This is a genomic window from Actinokineospora iranica (genome assembly GCF_900101685.1).
GTDB classification, from domain to species: Bacteria; Actinomycetota; Actinomycetes; order Mycobacteriales; family Pseudonocardiaceae; genus Actinokineospora; species Actinokineospora iranica.
The window spans coordinates 467,885-485,311 of record NZ_FMZZ01000001.1; the positions used below are offsets into that span (position 1 = coordinate 467,885).

At 71.8% G+C, this 17,427-nt stretch carries 16 protein-coding genes; 9 read left to right on the forward strand and 7 right to left on the reverse strand.

Annotated features, from left to right (window positions below; all coding sequences use genetic code 11):
* Positions 1-15: 15 nt before the first annotated feature.
* Positions 16-1,473: a xylulokinase gene (locus tag BLS56_RS02165; RefSeq protein WP_228771283.1), complete on the forward strand. Its 1,458-nt coding sequence runs from the start codon at positions 16-18 to the stop codon at positions 1,471-1,473.
* 22 nt (positions 1,474-1,495) lie between these two features.
* On the opposite strand, the gene BLS56_RS02170 is transcribed toward BLS56_RS02165, so the two are convergent.
* The 4 genes from BLS56_RS02170 to BLS56_RS02185 all read right to left on the reverse strand — a co-directional run bounded on the left by BLS56_RS02170 (position 1,496) and on the right by BLS56_RS02185 (position 6,930).
* Complete coding sequence (locus BLS56_RS02170; RefSeq protein ID WP_091447620.1) at positions 1,496-2,644, reverse strand: hypothetical protein; 1,149 nt, start codon at positions 2,642-2,644, stop codon at positions 1,496-1,498.
* 14 nt (positions 2,645-2,658) lie between these two features.
* Complete coding sequence (locus BLS56_RS02175; RefSeq protein ID WP_091447624.1) at positions 2,659-3,006, reverse strand: hypothetical protein; 348 nt, start codon at positions 3,004-3,006, stop codon at positions 2,659-2,661.
* 392 nt (positions 3,007-3,398) lie between these two features.
* Positions 3,399-5,561: an excinuclease ABC subunit UvrB gene (uvrB, locus tag BLS56_RS02180; protein WP_091447627.1), complete on the reverse strand. Its 2,163-nt coding sequence runs from the start codon at positions 5,559-5,561 to the stop codon at positions 3,399-3,401.
* A 52-nt stretch (positions 5,562-5,613) separates the two neighbouring features.
* Positions 5,614-6,930: a DUF5685 family protein gene (locus BLS56_RS02185; RefSeq protein ID WP_091447630.1), complete on the reverse strand. Its 1,317-nt coding sequence runs from the start codon at positions 6,928-6,930 to the stop codon at positions 5,614-5,616.
* A 210-nt stretch (positions 6,931-7,140) separates the two neighbouring features.
* Between BLS56_RS02185 and BLS56_RS02190 the strand changes: the two genes are divergently transcribed.
* Complete coding sequence (locus BLS56_RS02190; RefSeq protein WP_091447632.1) at positions 7,141-7,704, forward strand: DUF402 domain-containing protein; 564 nt, start codon at positions 7,141-7,143, stop codon at positions 7,702-7,704.
* A gap of 143 nt (positions 7,705-7,847) precedes the next feature.
* Positions 7,848-8,366 carry a hypothetical protein gene (locus BLS56_RS02195; RefSeq protein ID WP_091448724.1) on the forward strand — a complete coding sequence of 173 codons (519 nt, stop codon included), beginning with the start codon at positions 7,848-7,850 and terminating at the stop codon, positions 8,364-8,366.
* Between the two features lie 6 nt (positions 8,367-8,372).
* On the opposite strand, the gene coaE is transcribed toward BLS56_RS02195, so the two are convergent.
* Entirely contained in the window at positions 8,373-9,542 is a 1,170-nt protein-coding gene (gene coaE / locus BLS56_RS02200; protein WP_091448727.1) for a dephospho-CoA kinase, read from the reverse strand.
* Positions 9,543-9,681: 139 nt separating this feature from the next.
* On the opposite strand from coaE, the gene BLS56_RS02205 reads away from it, so the two are divergent.
* Positions 9,682-9,912, forward strand: coding sequence for a hypothetical protein (locus BLS56_RS02205; protein ID WP_091447634.1), 231 nt, complete (start codon positions 9,682-9,684; stop codon positions 9,910-9,912).
* 254 nt (positions 9,913-10,166) lie between these two features.
* Here the strand turns inward: BLS56_RS02205 and rpsA are convergent, their stop codons facing one another.
* A complete protein-coding gene (gene rpsA, locus BLS56_RS02210) occupies positions 10,167-11,675 on the reverse strand; it encodes a 30S ribosomal protein S1 (RefSeq protein ID WP_091447636.1) in 1,509 nt (502 codons plus the stop codon).
* Positions 11,676-11,941: 266 nt separating this feature from the next.
* Between rpsA and BLS56_RS02215 the strand changes: the two genes are divergently transcribed.
* Both BLS56_RS02215 and BLS56_RS02220 read left to right on the forward strand, forming a co-directional pair.
* A complete protein-coding gene (locus BLS56_RS02215; RefSeq protein ID WP_091447639.1) occupies positions 11,942-12,766 on the forward strand; it encodes a class I SAM-dependent methyltransferase in 825 nt (274 codons plus the stop codon).
* Positions 12,763-13,680, forward strand: a complete 918-nt coding sequence (locus tag BLS56_RS02220; RefSeq protein WP_091448729.1) for a GNAT family N-acetyltransferase — start codon at positions 12,763-12,765, stop codon at positions 13,678-13,680. Before BLS56_RS02215 ends, BLS56_RS02220 begins: the two co-directional genes overlap by 4 nt.
* 8 nt (positions 13,681-13,688) lie before the next feature.
* Here BLS56_RS02220 and BLS56_RS02225 read toward each other — a convergent pair whose 3' ends face one another.
* Entirely contained in the window at positions 13,689-13,982 is a 294-nt protein-coding gene (locus tag BLS56_RS02225; protein ID WP_139190461.1) for a hypothetical protein, read from the reverse strand.
* A 124-nt stretch (positions 13,983-14,106) separates the two neighbouring features.
* Here BLS56_RS02225 and BLS56_RS02230 point away from each other — a divergent pair, with 124 nt between their 5' ends.
* From BLS56_RS02230 to BLS56_RS02240, 3 genes are read left to right on the forward strand one after another with little or no spacing between them, the layout of a single operon-like run.
* Positions 14,107-14,748, forward strand: a complete 642-nt coding sequence (locus BLS56_RS02230; protein ID WP_091447646.1) for a hypothetical protein — start codon at positions 14,107-14,109, stop codon at positions 14,746-14,748.
* Positions 14,745-16,724 carry a YhgE/Pip family protein gene (locus BLS56_RS02235; RefSeq protein ID WP_091447647.1) on the forward strand — a complete coding sequence of 660 codons (1,980 nt, stop codon included), beginning with the start codon at positions 14,745-14,747 and terminating at the stop codon, positions 16,722-16,724. Before BLS56_RS02230 ends, BLS56_RS02235 begins: the two co-directional genes overlap by 4 nt.
* Positions 16,721-17,317, forward strand: a complete 597-nt coding sequence (locus tag BLS56_RS02240; protein WP_091447650.1) for a TetR/AcrR family transcriptional regulator — start codon at positions 16,721-16,723, stop codon at positions 17,315-17,317. Before BLS56_RS02235 ends, BLS56_RS02240 begins: the two co-directional genes overlap by 4 nt.
* The last annotated feature ends 110 nt before the right edge of the window (positions 17,318-17,427 follow it).

Sequence of the window (17,427 nt, forward strand, 5' to 3'; positions counted from 1 at the left end):
TGATAGGTGTTACCCGTGACGGCTTCCCCCCTGCTGCTGGGCATCGATGTCGGGACGACGGCGGTCAAGGTCGCGGTGTTCACTGTGGACGGACGTCCGGTCGCCGCCCATTCGACCGACTACCCGATCAGCCGCCCGCGGCCGGGCTGGGCGGAGCAGGACCCGATGGACTGGTGGCACGGCTGCGCCGCAGGCGTCCGGGCGGTCCTCGCCGGGCAGGCGCCGGGGGCGGTGCGGTCGGTCGGGATCGTGAGCCAGGTGAACACCCACGTCTTCGTGGACGAGCAGCTGGCACCGCTGGCACCCGCGATCATCTGGCAGGACCAGCGCTGCGCCGACCTCGCCCGCGACCTCGACGCCCGGTTCACCGCCGAGGAGAAGACCCGGATCTGGGGCGGCCCGATCGTCCTCGACGCCTCGTTCGTCGGGGCGCGGGCGGCCTGGTTCGCCCGAATGGAACCGGATCTGTGGGCGCGCGCCAGGTGGGTGCTGAGCCCGAAGGACTTCGTCGCGGCGAAGCTGACCGGGCGAATCGCGACGGACCGGCTGTCGGGGGTGCGGGTGGCCGGGGCGTCGGGCTATCTCCCCGAAGCCGTCCGGCTCGTGGACGGGCTGGCGGAGAGACTGCCGGAGATCAGGGAACCGGAGGCGCCGCTGGGTCAGGCCGCGGGGCTCGGACTCGCTCCCGCGGTTGTGGTCGTGGGAACGATGGACGCGTTCGGCGCGGTCTTCGGCACCCGCACGACCGAGCCGGGCCGGGCCATGGTGTCCTGCGGGACCTCGCTCGTCGTGGCGGGCGCGTCGCGGGAATCCGCCCGGGAGCCGGGAATTGTCAGCTTCCCACCCCGCGACGGGCTCACTGTCCACGCGGGACCGACCCAGGCGGCGGGCGATGCCGTGCGCTGGTGGAGCCGCGTGACGGGCCTGAGCGTCACCGACGTGTTCGCCTCGGCGGCCGAGGGCGCGCCGGGTGTCGTCTTCACCCCGCACCTTCAGGGTGAACGGGCGCCGCTATGGGACCCCGACGTTCGCGGCAGCTTTCTCGGCCTCGACACGGCGACGACCCGGGCGGACCTGTCCCGCGCGGTCCTCACCGGCGTGGCCATGTCCGCCCGGCACGTCCTGGAGGGCGTGGAACGGGCGTGCGGTGTGCCGCTGCCGTCGGTCGCTTTCTCCGGCGGCGGCGCCAGAAGCGACCTGTGGACCCAGATCCACGCGGACATCCTGCGCCGCCCCGTCGGACGGCTGCGCGTGCGCGACAGCGCTGCCCTGGGCGCGGCCCTCCTGGGGGCGGTCGCCGCCGGGATCTACCCCGATGTCGAGGCGGCAGCAGCGGCGACAGTCACCGCCGACCGCGTGTTCCACCCCTCCCCCGACGCCGACCGCCTGGATTCCCTCTACGCCGCTTACCGTTCTTCGCACGACGCTCTGCGCGAGACGCACGCCCATCTCGCTGCCTGGCGCTCGGCCTGAGGCGACCCCGGGTCGCCCTGGATCAGCCGACCACCTCCGGCTGCTCGGCCTTGTCGGCCGCCGCGCTGTCGTTGTCAGGGCTGTCGCTGTCAGGGCTGTTGACCTCATCGGGATCGTCGGTTGGTTCGGCGGGGCCGCCATCGAGACGATCGGCGACCGTCCCCGAACCACCCGGCTGGGCTTGACCATCTTGGGTGCCAACGATTTCCCGCCGCGGAATGTCCACTTGGGCGCGACGCACCGATTCCTCCAGACCCGCGGTGAGGTTGTCGGTGCGAAACAGGTCGGGGTCGAACGTGGGGCCGGGGCTGACATCCGGCGGCGCGGGGATCACCGGCAGCGAGGCGCTGTAGCGCTGGATCTCCCTGGTGAGCTCGTCGGCGGCGTCGCGAGTGCCGGACTTGAGCTTGTCCGCCTCGGTCAGGAACGACTCCAGAATCGCCAGCGGGTCGTCGCCCGAGACCGAGCCGGTGATCGACGCCTCCAGTCCCGTGGTGATCGCCGCCCCCGCCGCCGAGGACGCCGCGGCGGCGCCGTAGGAGATCGTGGCGGCTCCGGCGACCCCGACCCCGACCCCGGCGGTGAGCAACCCGGTGATGGCTCCGGCGAACGCGGCGACAAGCACCCGGCCGAAGAGGTTGTCGTCCGGCGGGTTCTGGCTCTCGTGGTACTGCTTGGCCGCGTCGTGGAAGGACTCGGCCAGGGTTGTCAGGTCGTTGCGGGCGGTCGCGATCAGTTCCCGTGCCGCGACGACGCCACCCTCCACCTCGCTGATGTTGGTCACGCTGAGGTCGAACGCCTCGGTCAACCGAGCGAGATAGTACTTCGTCTCCTCTGCCGCGGACCCGTTCCAGTCGGTGAGCAGCCGCTGCGCCTCTTCCAACTCGACCCGGGTGCCTTGGTCGAGTTCCCGCCAGGTCCGGTCCAGTTGGTCGATGAGGTCTTGCAGCCCGCCGATGTCGGTCTCCGAGAAGAGCCGGAACACCGCGGCGACCCGGGGCTTGCGCTCATCGAGCAATTCCCCGAATACCCCCACGGTGGGCATGGTCGCGTACAGGAGGTAGTCGCACGCGTCGAGAGCTCGGTTCGCGGGCTCGATCAGGTCGTCGTGGATGCCCTCCAGCAACGCCTCCCGCTCCTGGGCGGCCAGAAAGTCGTCGAATAGTCCCACTTGGGTCCTGCCCGTCAGTCGTCTCGGAGGTCGGCGCTCTCATAGGTCTTGACCACCGCGGCGAGCGCGTCACTCGTCGCGGTCGCGCTTTCGCGCAACCGCCTCAACTGGTCGCGCACAGCGCTGACGTGCTGCTGGTAGGCCCACGCGATGCCGTCGAACCCCAGGTTGTCCCCGAACGCGTGCGCCGGGCCGCCGCCGGTGATCCAGTCCCCCACATCGAAGAACCCGAGCCGGGGCTCCCCGGCGGGCACTTCCGCCTCGCCCGCCCCGGTCGTCGCGGTGTCCGCCTTCTCCGCCGCGGCCGCGATGTGCCTGCCTGCACGCCGCAACTGCTCAAGCTGAACCTCGAACCCCGGCATGTCAACCCCTCACTGGTTGTACCGATCTCGTATTACCTGGGCCCCTGCTTTCCACCCGCTCGCGGGCGCCCGGCCTGATCTCAGGTTGGCACGGTCACGGCCCTGTTCGCCGGTGTTTGACGAAATAATTCTACGTGGATAGAATTAGCATCCGCGTCCAGGTGCGGCGCGCGACCATGGTCACCGCGCCTGACGCGACTCGATCAGGGCACGGCTGAGCGGCCCTCGGCCCTGAGGGAGACCCGGCTCCCGGCGGATCACCGACACAAGGCCGCATGGGCCGGTCGGGCATGGATGACCGGCATCGCCCGCGTGTGCCCGAGCGATCACCGCGGCCGGGGCTTCGCGGCCCCCGAAGCGCCGCCGCCTGCTTCAAACCGGGGGCTCGGTGGTCAGCGGATGCCCGCGGCGTCCATGCCGCGGAGTTCGCGTTTGAGGTCGTGGATCTCGTCGCGGAGGCGGGCGGCGAGTTCGAACTGGAGGTCGCGGGCGGCGTTCATCATCTGGTCGGTCAACTGCTGGACCAGGTCGGCCAGTTCGGCGCGGGGCATGGACTTGACGTCCTTGTCGCCGACGATGCCCGCGCTGCGGGCGTTGCCCGGCTCCCCCGCGGCGCGTTTGCCGCGGGAGGTGTTGCGGCCGGAGCCGCCGACGGGGACGGGGGCGTTGTCGTCCTCGGCCTCGGTGAACACGCGATCGAGGATGTCGGCGATCTTCTTGCGCAGCGGCTGGGGGTCCAGGCCGCGTTCGGTGTTGTAGGCGATCTGCTTGGCGCGCCTGCGGTTGGTCTCATCGATGGCGTGCCGCATCGAGTCGGTGATCTTGTCGGCGTACATGTGGACCTGGCCGGAGACGTTGCGGGCGGCGCGGCCGATGGTCTGGATCAGGGAGGTGCCGCTGCGCAGGAAGCCTTCCTTGTCCGCGTCGAGGATGGCCACCAGGGACACCTCGGGCAGGTCGAGGCCTTCGCGCAGCAGGTTGATGCCGATCAGCACGTCGAACTCGCCGAGCCGAAGCTGGCGCAGGAGTTCCACGCGGCGCAGGGTGTCGACCTCGGAGTGCAGGTAGCGGACGCGGATGCCCAACTCCAGCAGGTAGTCGGTCAGGTCCTCGGCCATCTTCTTGGTCAGCGTGGTGACCAGGACCCGCTCGTCCTTCTCCGCGCGCACCCGGATCTCGTGGACCAGGTCGTCGATCTGGCCCTCGGTCGGCTTGATGACGACCTCCGGGTCGATCAGGCCGGTCGGGCGGATGACCTGCTCCACGAACTCGCCGCCCGCCTGGCCCATCTCGTACGGGCCGGGCGTCGCCGACAGGTACACCGTCTGCCCGATGCGCTGGGTGAACTCCTCCCAGGTAAGCGGCCGGTTGTCGACGGCGCTGGGCAGCCGGAACCCGTGCTCGACCAGGTTGCGCTTGCGGGACATGTCGCCCTCGTACATGCCGCCGATCTGCGGCACCGTCACGTGCGACTCATCGATGACCAGCAGGAAGTCGTCCGGGAAGTAGTCGATCAGGGTGGCGGGCGCTGTGCCCGCGCCGCGGCCGTCGATGTGCCGGGAGTAGTTCTCGATGCCCGAGCAGAACCCGACCTGGCGCATCATCTCGATGTCGTAGCTGGTGCGCATCCGCAGCCGCTGCGCCTCCAGCAGCTTGCCCTGCCGCTCCAGGGTGGCCAGCCGCTCTTCCAGCTCGGCCTCGATGCCCGCGATCGCGCGTTCCATCCGCTCGGGGCCCGCGACGTAGTGGGTGGCCGGGAAGATGCGCAGCTCGTCGCACTCGCGGACGATCTCGCCGGTCAGCGGGTGCAGGTAGTACAGCTTGTCGATCTCGTCGCCGAAGAACTCGACCCGGATGGCCAGCTCCTCGTACGCCGGGATGATCTCCACCGTGTCGCCGCGCACCCGGAAAGTGCCGCGGGCGAACGCGATGTCGTTGCGGGTGTACTGCACGTCGACCAGCGCGCGCAGGAACAGGTCGCGCTCGACCTCTCCGCCGACCTTGAGCCCCACCGAGCGGTCGAGGTAGGACTGCGGCGTGCCGAGACCGTAGATGCACGACACCGAGGCCACCACGATCACGTCCCGCCGCGACAGCAGGCTCATCGTCGCCGAGTGCCGCAGCCGCTCGACGTCGTCGTTGATCGAGGAGTCCTTCTCGATGTAGGTGTCCGTCTGCGGGATGTACGCCTCGGGCTGGTAGTAGTCGTAGTAGCTGACGAAGTACTCGACCGCGTTGTCCGGGAAGAAGTCCCGCAGCTCGTTGGCGAGCTGCGCGGCCAGCGTCTTGTTCGGCGCCATGACCAGCGTCGGGCGCTGCACGCGCTCGATCAGCCAGGCCGTGGTCGCCGACTTGCCCGTGCCGGTGGCGCCGAGCAGCACGACGTCCTGCTCGCCCCCGCGAATGCGCTTCTCCAGCTCGTCGATCGCGGCGGGCTGGTCGCCCGCGGGCTGGTAGTCCGCGACCATGCGGAACTTCCCGTCCGCGCGCGGGATGTCGCTGACGGGTCGGTGCTCGGAGTGCGCCAGTACTGGGTGCTCGGTCGGGAAGGCCACGAAACGAGGCTACGCCCGCCCACCGACAATTCCGACCGGGCCGGGGGCGCGGTCAGCAGCCGCAGTCACAGCAGCCGCAGTCGCCGCAGTCGCAGTCCCATGAGCTGCGCGGTTTCCCGCTCCACGCGCCCGGGTACGGGTCGCGGCAGCACACCTGGCAGGTGCCGCACTCGTAGAGGCACGCGAAGCAGCCGAGGATGATGTTGCGCTTCTTGGGCGGCGTTTCGAGCTTGGGCCAGCGGTAGCACAGGCAGCCGGACGGTTTGTGCGGCCCACCGCCGCCGCGCCCGCCGTGGTCGTGCGGCGGAGGTGGCGGTCCAGGCGGCTGATTACCGGGTGACTGGTAACCCGGCGGCTGGTTCCCCGGCGGCGGATATCCGGGCGGCGGGTAGCCCGGTCCCTGGTGGGGCGGGTAACCGGGCTGCGGGTAACCGTGCGGAGGGGGCTGGGTCGGCTGGCTCCCCGGCGGGTGCGGCGGCGCTGGCCGCTGCCAGCCCGGCGGCGGAGTCTGGTGGCCACCGTGCGCCCGGAAAGTGCGGTGCACCGCCGCGCCCAGCTCGTGGACCAGGAGCGCGTGGACCAGCGCGCCGTCGTGGAACCTCGCCTCGGACAGCGCCAGCCGCACGCCCATGACCGCGTCGTCGCAGAGCCGCCGGGCCTCGGCCAGCGACGTCCTGGTGGCCGCCAGCGGGTTCCACGCGCCGGTCGCGGCGTCCTCGGCCAGGTCCTCGACCGCGTCCAGCAGGTGCGCGACCCGACCGAACAGCCGCCCCGCCTCGCGCAGCGGGGCCTCGTTGCCGGGCAGTCCAGCGAGCGTGGCCGTGTGGGCGAACGCGGCCGCGGTCGCCGTCTCGGTCGGCTCGGTCGCGGTGAGCACCGACATCCCGGTCCGGACCGCGGCCTCCACCTCGCCCTGCCTGCCGACGGCGTCGAGCAGCACGGCGGTGGCGAAGCCGACCCGGTCGCCGGACGCCGCGCCCTGGCGGGCCCACCGGGTGGCGACCCGCCGGGCCGCCCCCGCGACCGGGCGCCTGCCGAGGACGCCGTCGCGGTCCTCGACGTGGTCGCCCACCTTGGCCGAGGCCAGCACCAGCGAGACCGCGGCGGCCAGGCGCGCGCCAGCGCCGTCGGCGACCGAGGCCGACCGCAGCCCGCGCAGGGCGCACGGTCCCGCCATCCGCCGGTCCGCGACCGGGGTCTGGGCCTCGACCAGGGCCGAGATCGCCAGGCCGTCGTAGTTGGTCACCGTCCTGGCGAACTGACCGTGGTCGTCGCGCAGCGCCAGGCACAGCCCACACAGGTGCGCCAGCCAGGTCGTCGCCAGGTCGGCGCGCAGGCGGTGGCGGCAGGGACGAAGTATTCCGAACATCTCAGCAGTCACACATCCGCGGCCGTGGGGACAACGCGCCTGCCCGTCCTGGCCGTGGTGTCCGACCGCGACTGTCCAGAAGGACCGGACAACCGGCCACGGCAGGCGCGCCGGGTCGGCGCCGGAGCCTAGCGGGATTCACCCGTTCAGTTGACGAAAACACGCCACAAAGGCTGGGCTGATGTCGGGGTGAGTGGGCACGATGTCGGCATGGCCGCGAACTTCCCGGTACCCGTCCCGATCGCCCGCCGCGACGACGCGCACCACGAGGTGCACCCACCCAAGGTGGAGGTGTTCGACGTCGCCGCGATGACCAACACCGACCCGAAGGGATACGTGCGCAAGGTCGACCGGTACCGGGAGACCGAGCACGGGCTCTACATGGCCCGGCCGGTCAAGGGCCACCAGCGGATCGCCTACTTCGAGTCGCTGCTGCTGCCCGAGCCGGGACTGCGGGTGTCCAAGTGGCGCGGGCGGCCGGGCGTCGACCTCGGCCACGACTTCTACGTCGACGTCGTGGACGTGACCGGCGGCCCGGTGTGGCGCACCGTGGACCTCTACCTCGACGTGCTCGTGCGCACCGGCCGCGACCTGTGGGTCGAGGACTCCGACGAGTTGCTGGCCGCGTTCCGCGCCGGGCTGATCGACCTCGCCACGACGCAGCGGGCGATGGAGCGCGCGCACCACGCCGTCGACGGGATCGCGCGCGCCGCCTACGACGTCGACCGGTGGCTGGCGGGCCTCGGAATCCCCGCGCCGTGGCGGATTCGTTAGCGGAATGTGCGGGATCAACTCAACCGCAGGTCTCGCCAAGGTGAGTAAATTCACCTGAAAGATATCTTGGCGGTGACGATTCGTGACATAACGAATCGGTCCTGATGATCACTGAGAGCACGTCCGCGACTACCCTCAGCCCGGTGGGCACGGCCATTACGCCGCAGCTGGTCGACATCGTCGACACGGTCACAGCGGTACGCAGCTTCTCCTCCGGGATGACCCGGTCGCTCCGCGTTTGCCAGGTCGAGCGCTGGGGTCTCCGCATGGAGTGCCCCACGCCGGAGGACCCGTTCTACGACACCGAGGTCACCTGGCTGTTGCCGCACCTCAACCTGCGGCTCACCCAGCAGAAGCCGCGCTCGCGGCACGCCAGGGGCGGCCCGAGCGTGCTCAGCGCCGCCAGGGTGATGCGGGACGGGCGGTACTGGCGCACGACCGACCTGTTGCTCGGGCTGGCCGCGCCCGGTGGGGCCGCCGCGCGGATCGTGCGGTCGGAGGAGTTCGCCGCCGCCGTCGCGGGCCAGGTGCTGCGCGTCGGCGACGCGGACCTCGCGCTGTGCACGGTGCACCAGACCCTCGAAGAACTCAGCCGGTTCCGGCACGACCTGTCGTCGTGGCTGGCCTTCAAGCACATCTTCGAGGTCTGGCCGCCCTACTAGATAGGACTAGAGCCGCCAGCCGGTTCCCGCCGCCCACTGCTCGGCGCGCGGGACGGCGCCCGCGAACCACGGTTCCTTGGCCGTGCCGTACTCGGGGATGTTCGCGAAGTCGCCCGCGAGCCCGCGCTTGACCCGCTCGTACTCCTGCCGGGCGACCGAGTCGCCGCGCAGCCAGTCCCGGAACAGCAGGGTGAGCCGGGCGAACGGCGAGTCCTGCCTGCGGATGTGGACGTTGGCCCACCGCCCCGGGTCGGCGCTGACGTGGGTGCGCTTGAGGTACGGCTTGATGTCCGGCGGATGCGGGGCGTCCTCGTCGAAACCGGGCAGGTGCGGGAAACCGGCGGCGGCGAGTGGTCCGTCGAGGGAGAAGTCCAGGGTCGGGACCACGATCTGGAAGTCGAGGACGTCCTTCGCGGCCAGCCACGGGACCGCCGTCGAGCCGACATGGTCGATGCGCAGCGCCTTGTCGCCGGTGACCAGCCGCAGTCGGGCGAGGATCCGCTCGGCCTGCGCGGGCCAAGCCGGGTCGGGCGCGACGATGCGGGGGGCGCCGCGGTCGCAGTGCCGGTGCAGGCGGACGTTGGACTCGAACCGGACGAGCCGGTCGGCCCACAGCTTGTCGACCGCGGCCTGCACCTGGTCGCGCGGACCGCTGTTGTCCAGCCAGACATCGGCCGCGGCGCGGCGCTGCTCGTCGGTGGCCTGCGCGGCGATCCGGGCGCGGGCGTCTTCCTCGGACAGCCCGCGGGAGTGCACCAGCCGGTGGACCCGGGTCTCGACGGGCGCGTCGACCACGATCACCAGGTGATACAGCGCGGCCATCTTGTTCTCCACCAGCAGCGGCACGTCGTGCACCACCACCGCGTCCTCGGGCGCCTCGGCCAGCAGTTCCGCGGTCCGCGCGGCGACTCGCGGGTGCACGATCGAGTTGAGCCGCAGCCGCGAAGCCTCGTCGGAGAAGGCGATCGCGGCGAGCTTGGCCCGGTCAAGCGCCCGGTCGGCGAGGATGCCCACCCCGAACGCCTCGACGAGTTCGGCCAGCCCCTCGGTCCCGGGTTCCACGACTTGGCGGGCGATCAGGTCGGCGTCGATGACCAATGCGCCGTGCTCGGCCAGCCGTGTGGCCACTGTGGACTTTCCCGAGCCGATCCCGCCCGTGAGGCCGATGCGCAACATGATCGGCATTCTTCCAGCCATCGTCCGATCGCGACCGAACAGTTACCTCTTGTGGGTGATGACACGCCGCGACGTTCCGCGGCTTTCTCGCCTTTAGTGGCTACGGTGTCGCCAGCCAACCACCCAAGCGGAGGAATCGATGCACGACATTCGGCACCAGGGAAGGCACCGGCTCGGTTCGCCGGGCCTGGTGCACTGCATCGAGCATCGGCCGGTGGCCGACGCGCTCGCCGAGTACCGCCGAACCTGGTGGTCCGCCATCCTGGTGCCCGCCCGGCACAGCCTGGCGGGCCTGCGCAGGCGCGCCGCCGCTGCCGCGGCAGAACGCGCGTGGGCTCCGACGGTGCGCCGCGTCGCCACCGCGGGCTGACCACAGCGCACTTTCCGGCTATCGCCGCGCGGTAAGCGCGAAGCAGGCGACTCTTACTGGGTTGTGTCGACGGGACACGCCCAGCGTTGGTGTGTGCTGACCCGGCGAGACACCGCCATGGTTTTTGCCGTGCGCGACGACCTGCGTCCCCATCAAGCCGTCGAGGAAACACCTGTCCCCGGAACCGAGCCCTGGACAGGCCGAAGGCCCCGCACCGGAGTGCGGGGCCTTCGGATGTTCTCGCTGGGGCTAGCTCACACGCCGCCCGACAGCTTCTCGCGGAGCGCGGCAAGCTGCTCGTCGCTGGCGAGGGTGCCGCCGCTCTGGGCGGGCTTCTCGGCTCCGGCGGAGGAGTAGCTCTGCTCGCCACCGGCACCGGTGGTCGCACCCGGGACAGCGCCCTCGGCCTCGGCGGCGGCGTCCGCCTCCGCGGCCTTGACGATCTGCTTCATGTGCTGCTCGTAGCGGGTGTGCGCCTCGGCGTACTGGCGCTCCCACTCCTCGCGCTGCTTCTCGAAGCCGTCCTGCCACTCCTGGGTGTCCGGGTCGAAGCCCTCGGGGTAGATGTAGTTCCCCTCGGCGTCGTACTCGGCGGCCATGCCGTACTGGGTCGGGTCGAACTCGGTGTCGGGGGTGAAGCCCTCGTTGGCCTGCTTCAGCGACAGCGAGATCCGGCGACGCTCCAGGTCGATGTCGATGACCTTGACCATGACGTCGTTGCCGACCTGCACGACCTGCTCCGGGATCTCCACGTGGCGCTCGGCCAGCTCGGAGATGTGGACCAGGCCCTCGATGCCCTCGTCCACCCGGACGAACGCGCCGAACGGAACCAGCTTGGTGACCTTGCCCGGCACGATCTGGCCGATCGCGTGGGTGCGGGCGAACTGGCGCCACGGGTCTTCCTGCGTCGCCTTGAGCGAGAGCGACACGCGCTCGCGCTCCATGTCGACGTCGAGGACCTCGACGGTGACCTCCTGGCCGACCTCGACAACCTCGGACGGGTGGTCGATGTGCTTCCAGGACAGCTCGGAGACGTGCACGAGGCCGTCCACGCCGCCAAGGTCGACGAAGGCGCCGAAGTTGACGATCGAGGACACGACGCCCTTGCGGACCTGCCCCTTCTGGAGCTGGTTGAGGAACTCGCTGCGGACCTCGGACTGGGTCTGCTCCAGCCACGCGCGCCGGGAAAGCACCACGTTGTTGCGGTTCTTGTCCAGCTCGATGATCTTCGCCTCGAGCTCGCGGCCCACGTACGGCTGCAGGTCGCGCACGCGGCGCATCTCCACGAGGGACGCGGGGAGGAAGCCACGCAGACCGATGTCGAGGATGAGACCGCCCTTGACGACCTCGATGACCGTGCCCTTGACCGGCTCGTCCGACTCCTTGAGCGCCTCGATCGTGCCCCAGGCCCGCTCGTACTGAGCGCGCTTCTTGGACAGGATCAGGCGGCCCTCCTTGTCCTCCTTCTGGAGAACGAGGGCCTCGACCTCGTCGCCGACCTTGACGACATCGGCGGGGTCGACATCATGCTTGATCGACAACTCGCGCGAGGGGATGACGCCCTCGGTCTTGTAGCCGATGTCGAGCAGGACCTCGTCCCGGTCGACCTTGACGATCGTGCCCTCAACGATGTCGCCGTCGTTGAAGTACTTGATCGTCGCGTCGATCGCGGCGAAGAACTCCTCCTCCGTCCCGATGTCGTTGATGGCGACCTGCTGCTTCGGCGCGGACGCAGCCGGGACAATGGTGGTGTCGGTGGACATTAGGTAGGTGGCTCCGGTACGGATTGGGGTCGTTGGGCTTATCCAGTTCTGGGCGCGGCAGAATCTTCTCGCCGACGGACACCCAGAAGAACAGGAAACCCAGACACCGCCAACGCCGCGCGACCTGTGGCGATTCCCAGCGGTCAGAAACCCAGGTCGGCGCGATACCACTGCGCGGATGTATCCTACGCGGCCCCGCGAGAACCGGGCAAACCCGGGGGTACCTCCCGCTGCCGCCGCGGCGGTTCGGCTGACAGGATGACGGCGTGTCGAGCAGCACCAGCGCGGAGAAGATTCTCGGAACCACGGCCGTGGCGCGGGTCGAGGTGGGGTCGCGGGAGTCCGTCGCGGCGAATATCGCCTGGTGGGACGCCGACGCGGACGACTACCACGCCGAGCACGGCGACTTCCTCGGCGTGAGCGACTTCGTGTGGTGCCCGGAGCGGCTGCGGGAAGCGGAGGCCGGTCTGCTCGGCGACGTCGCGGGCCGCGAGATCCTGGAGGTCGGCTGCGGGTCGGCGCCGTGCGCGCGGTGGCTGGCCGAGCGCGGCGCGCGGGTGGTCGGGCTCGACCTGTCGACCGGGATGCTGCGCTACGCGGCGGCGGCCAACCAGGCGACCGGGGTGGCCGTGCCGCTGGTGCGGGCCAACGCCGAGCGGCTGCCGTTCGCGGCCGAGTCGTTCGACCTGGCCTGCTCGGCATTCGGCGCGGTGCCGTTCGTGGCCGACGTCGGCGCGGTGTTCCGGGAGGTGGCGCGGGTGCTGCGGCCGGGCGGCACGTGGACATTCGCCGTCACTCACCCGATGCGGTGGATTTTCCCGGACGACCCGGGCCCCGACGGGCTGCGCGTGTCCTCGTCCTATTTCGACCGGACCCCGTATGTGGAGGTGGACGCGGCGGGCACGCCGACCTACGTCGAGCACCACCGCACGCTGGGCGACTACGTGCGGGCGCTGAGCGCGGCGGGCTTCGACCTGTTCGACCTGGTCGAGCCCGAGTGGCCGGAGGGGCACACCCAGGAGTGGGGCCAGTGGAGCCCGTTGCGCGGCGCGCTGTTCCCCGGAACCGCGATCTTCCGCTGCCGCCGGTGACCGCCGGGCTGCTGCGCGCGCAGACGGCCCGGTTCGCCGGGCTCGACCCGCTGCTGCCCGCCGCGGTCGAGCCCCCGCCCGGCGACCTGCTGGCCGCCGACCTCCCCGACGGCGGCCGGGTCGCGGGCGTGCTCACCCGCACGGCGCTGGCGCCGGGGACCCCGCAGACGCTGTGGTCGGCGACGGAGGTGTGGGAACTGCACCCGCTGCTCGGCGCCGTGGGCGGCGCGGGCATGGACGCGCTGCTGCGCCGCTGGCCCACGGTGCTGGCCAGGGTCTTTCCCGGCCGGGACTCATCCTGCGTGGTCCACTGGCCCAGCCGGGACACCGAGGCCACCGCTGCGCTGCTGGCGCACGGCATGGTCCCGCTGTCGGTGCTGGCGGTGCGGCCACCCCGCCCGGCCGAGCGGCCGTTCCGCTCGGCGGGCGTCGAGGTCCGGACGGCGGGGCCCGCGGACCTGGACGCGCTGGTGGCCTCGGCGATGGCCGAGGTCGAGTACTCCTCGCGGGTCGGCGGCGCGATCCTGCGGGCGGGGGCGGCGGAGATCAAGCGCGAGGCGCTGCTGCGGCATGTGGAGCAGGGCGACCCGGTGTGGCTGGCCGAGCGCGGCGGCGAGGTCGTCGGCCACGCGGAGGGCTGGCACACCGACTCGACGCCCGGGTCGTGGGCAGAGACCCGGGTGCGGCACGGCCGCTGGGGCTATGTGAACTGCCTGTCGGTGACGCCATCGGCGCGTGGCACCGGCGTCGGCCGGGCGCTGATGGACGTCGTGCACGCGGAACTGGTGGGCGCGGCGGGCTCGTTCCTCTATTACAACCCGCCGAACCCGCTTTCCCCGGTGTTCTGGGCGCGGCAGGGCTACCGCCCGCTGTGGACGGTCTGGGAGATCCGCCCGGCGGGCGCCCTGCGCTAAGCCACCGCTTAGAGCAGGTCCGCGCTGATCAGCACTTGCAGCGCCCCCAGCGCGGCGACGACGGCCGCGGCGATCCGCCAGTGCGTCGCCCGGTCGGCCTCGGTCTCCCACTTCATCGCCATCGCCCACCCGATCGCGATCGCGGCCACGCCCGCGACGACGCCGCCGATGTCGAGGCGGTTGTCCACGGTGACCTGGCCGTTGACGACCACGGTCTGGGTGATGCCGAGGAAGAGCGCGTAGGGAAGCAGCGCGCACACGAGGCCCGCGACCAACAGTTTCACCTGTCTGTTCACGGGCATCTGATGGTGGTGGTCGCGGGACAGTTCCCTCCATCGGGTCATCGAGATCACTCCATCTCCGGTTGCGTAAGACAACCATCCGGCGCATTTTTGTACTGACTGGTCAGTTCAAAGGAGGTGGCGTATGGAGGTCCACGCGGACCGGGTGGCGGTCATGGGCGCGCACGGCCCGCTCTTGGCTGCGACCTCGCTGCGGGTGGGCTCGGGCGGGCTCGCGGTCGTCGCGGGTGAGCCGAACGACGGGCACACCGCCTTCGGGTTGGCGCTGACCGGCCGGATCTCGCCGTCCGCCGGGTCGGTCAGCCCGGACGCCGCGACGCTGCGCGCGCACGCGGTCCTGGTCGACTCCCCCGCGGTGACCGCGCCCGAACCGAACCTGCGGACCGCCGACGTGGTGGCCGAGGAGTTGGCGTTGGCGGGCGCGCGGCCGCGGCGCGCCGCCGTCGCCCGGGTGCTCGAGACGCACGGGCTGAGCCCGGACGCCCGGTTCGAAACGGTGCCCGCCGCCGCCCGGGTCGCCCTGCTGACCGGGCTCGCCGCCGCGCGGCCGGGCGTGGCGCTGCTGGTGCTCGACACCCCCGATCGGCACAGCGGCGACCCCGGGGACTGGTGGCCGACCGCGCTCGCCCAGGCCGAGGCGGGCCGCGCGGTCGTCGTGCTGTGCGGCACCGCGGCGGCGCACCGGCTCCCGCTGACCCCGGCCCGGCTCGGCGAGTCGGATCAGCCCGCCCCGCTGGAAACCCTGCCGTTGGAGAACCTGACATGACCGTGCTGCGCCTGGCCCGCAACGAGTTCCGCCGGATCAGCTCCGGCACGCTGCCCAAGCTCGCGGTGCTGGCCATGGTCCTGGTGCCACTGCTCTACGGATCGATGTACCTCTACGCCAACGCCGACCCCTACGACCGGCTCGACCGGATTCCGGCGGCGCTGGTCGTGGCGGACACCGGCGTCACCACCGCCGACGGGACCCGGCTCGACGCGGGCCGCGAGGTCGCGGACAACCTTCGGGACTCCGGGGCGTTCGACTGGCACGAGGTCGACGCCGCCGATGCCGAGGCGGGCGTGCGGGACGGCCGCTACACCTTCTCCATGACGCTGCCCGAGGACTTCTCGGCCGCCCTGTCCTCCAGCGGGGAGTTCGCCCCGCGCCAGGGATTCATCACCGTGACCACCAACGACGCGAACAACTACCTGGTCGGCACCATCGCCGACCGGGTGGTCAGCGAGGTCCGCAAGGCGGTCGCGGCTGAGGTGGGCGCCGAGGCGGCGGAGAAGTTCCTGATCGGGTTCGGCACCGTCTACGAGCGCACCCGCCAGGCCGCGGACGGCGCGACCCGGCTCGCGGACGGCGCGGGCCAGGCGAACGCGGGCGCGGCCGAACTCGCGGGCGGCCAGCGCAGGCTGCTCGACGGCGCGACCCGGCTCGCCGATGGCGCCGCGACGGCGGCGACCGGCGCGGGCGAGCTGTCCACCGGCCTGGGCACATTGCGTGAGAAGACCGCGGGCCTGCCCGGGCAGACCGCCGCGCTGGCCGAGGGCGCGCGGCAAGTCGCCGACGGCAACGAGCGGGTGGCCAAGACCGGCGAAGAGGTGGCGGGCGCGGCGCAGGGCCTGGTCGACCGGTTGGACACCGTGGACGAGCAGGTCGCGGCCCGGCTGCGGGCGGCGGGCGTGCCCGAGGACCAGATCGCCGCGATCCAGGGCGAGCTGCGCGGCCTGCGCGCCCCGGTCGACCAGGCCAACACGCGGGTGCGCGAGGCCGCGACCCAGCTGCGCGCCTTGGCCGACGGCGCGGAGAAGGTGGCGGACGGCGCGAGCACGCTGGCCGCGGCGACGCCCGCGCTCACCGACGGCATCGCCAAGGCCGCCGACGGCGGCCGCGAACTGGCCGCGGGCACGGTCCGGCTGCGCGACGGGGCGATCGAGGTGCGCGACGGCGAGCGCGCCGCCGTCGAGGGGACCGACAAGCTGGCGGCAGGCGCGAAGACGCTCGCCGATGGCAGCGTTTCGCTCCGCGACGGCCTCACCTCGGGCCTGAACCAGATTCCGCACCCCGACGACGCGACGCGGGACGCCACCGCCCGCACGATCGGCGACCCGGTGGCGGTGCGGACCGTCGGGGAGAACAGCGCGGGCAGCTACGGCGCCGGGCTCGCCCCGTTCTTCCTCGGCCTGGCCGCCTGGATCGGCGCGTTCGTGCTGTTCCTGCTGGTCCGGCCGCTGTCGGCGCGGGCGCTGGCCGCCGGGCACCCGGCGGTGCGCACCGCGCTCGCGGGCTGGCTGACCCCGGCGCTGCTCGGCGTCGCGCAGGTCGTGGTGATGTACGCGGCGGTGACGACGCTGATCGGCATCCACCCGGCGCGGCCGGTGGCCGCGCTGGGCTTCCTGGTGCTGACGTCGCTGGCGTTCGTGGCGATCGTGCACGCGCTCAACGCCGCCCTCGGCCCGGCCGGGAAGTTCGTCGCGCTGATCGTGCTGATCCTGCAGCTCATCAGCGCGGGCGGCACGTTCCCCTGGCAGACTCTGCCGGACGCGTTGATCCCGCTGCACCAGGCGCTGCCGATGGGCTACGTGGTCGACGGTCTGCGGCATCTGCTCTACGGTGGGTCACTTTCGGGGCTGGGCGTCGACATCGGCGTGCTGGTCGCTTACCTGATCGGGGGGCTCGTGGTGTCGACGGTCGCGGCGCGCAGACAGCGGGTGTGGACCCCGGCCCGGCTGAAGCCGGAACTGGTCCTGTGAGCCCCCGGACCGGGAAGTCCGGCGGCGCCAAGCAGAAGCTGTTCGACGCGACGCTGCGGCTCGCGGGCACCCGCGGCATGGCCGGGCTCACCGTCGACGAGATCGCCGCGGCGGCCGGGGTGGCCAAGGGCACCGTGTACTACAACTTCGGCAGCAAGGACGGCCTGATCGACGCGCTGCTGCGGCACGGGGTCGACCTGCTCGCCGACCGGCTGCGCGCGGCCGAGGACGCTGGCGACGCCGCGGACACGCTGGCCGCGCTGGTGGACGGGATGCTCGGGTTCTTCGCCGAGTACCCGGCGTTCGCGCAACTGCTGGTCAGCGAGCTGTGGCGGACCCCGGGGCAGTGGCAGCAAACGCTGGCGCTGCTGCGGGAGCAGGTCACCATGATCATCCGCGCCCAGGTTCGGCGGCTCGCCGACGCGGGCCTGCTGCCCGAGGGCGTGCCGGTGCCGACCGCGTCGGCGGCGCTGTTCGGCACGGTGCTCGTGGTCGCGCTGGACTGGCAGGTGTTCCACCCGGAGCAGACCCGCGCCGAGGTCCGCGACTCGGTGCTGATGCTGGTGCGCGGTCTGCGCGGCGGCGGCGCGTAGCGCGGGCGTCCGAGACTGGGCCGGTTGAGTAGACCAAGCCGCGCGTGAGTGCGCTCGCGGGCCGCGGTCAGGCCGCCGAACCAGGCCGCGGATTCAGGTTCTTTCAGGCC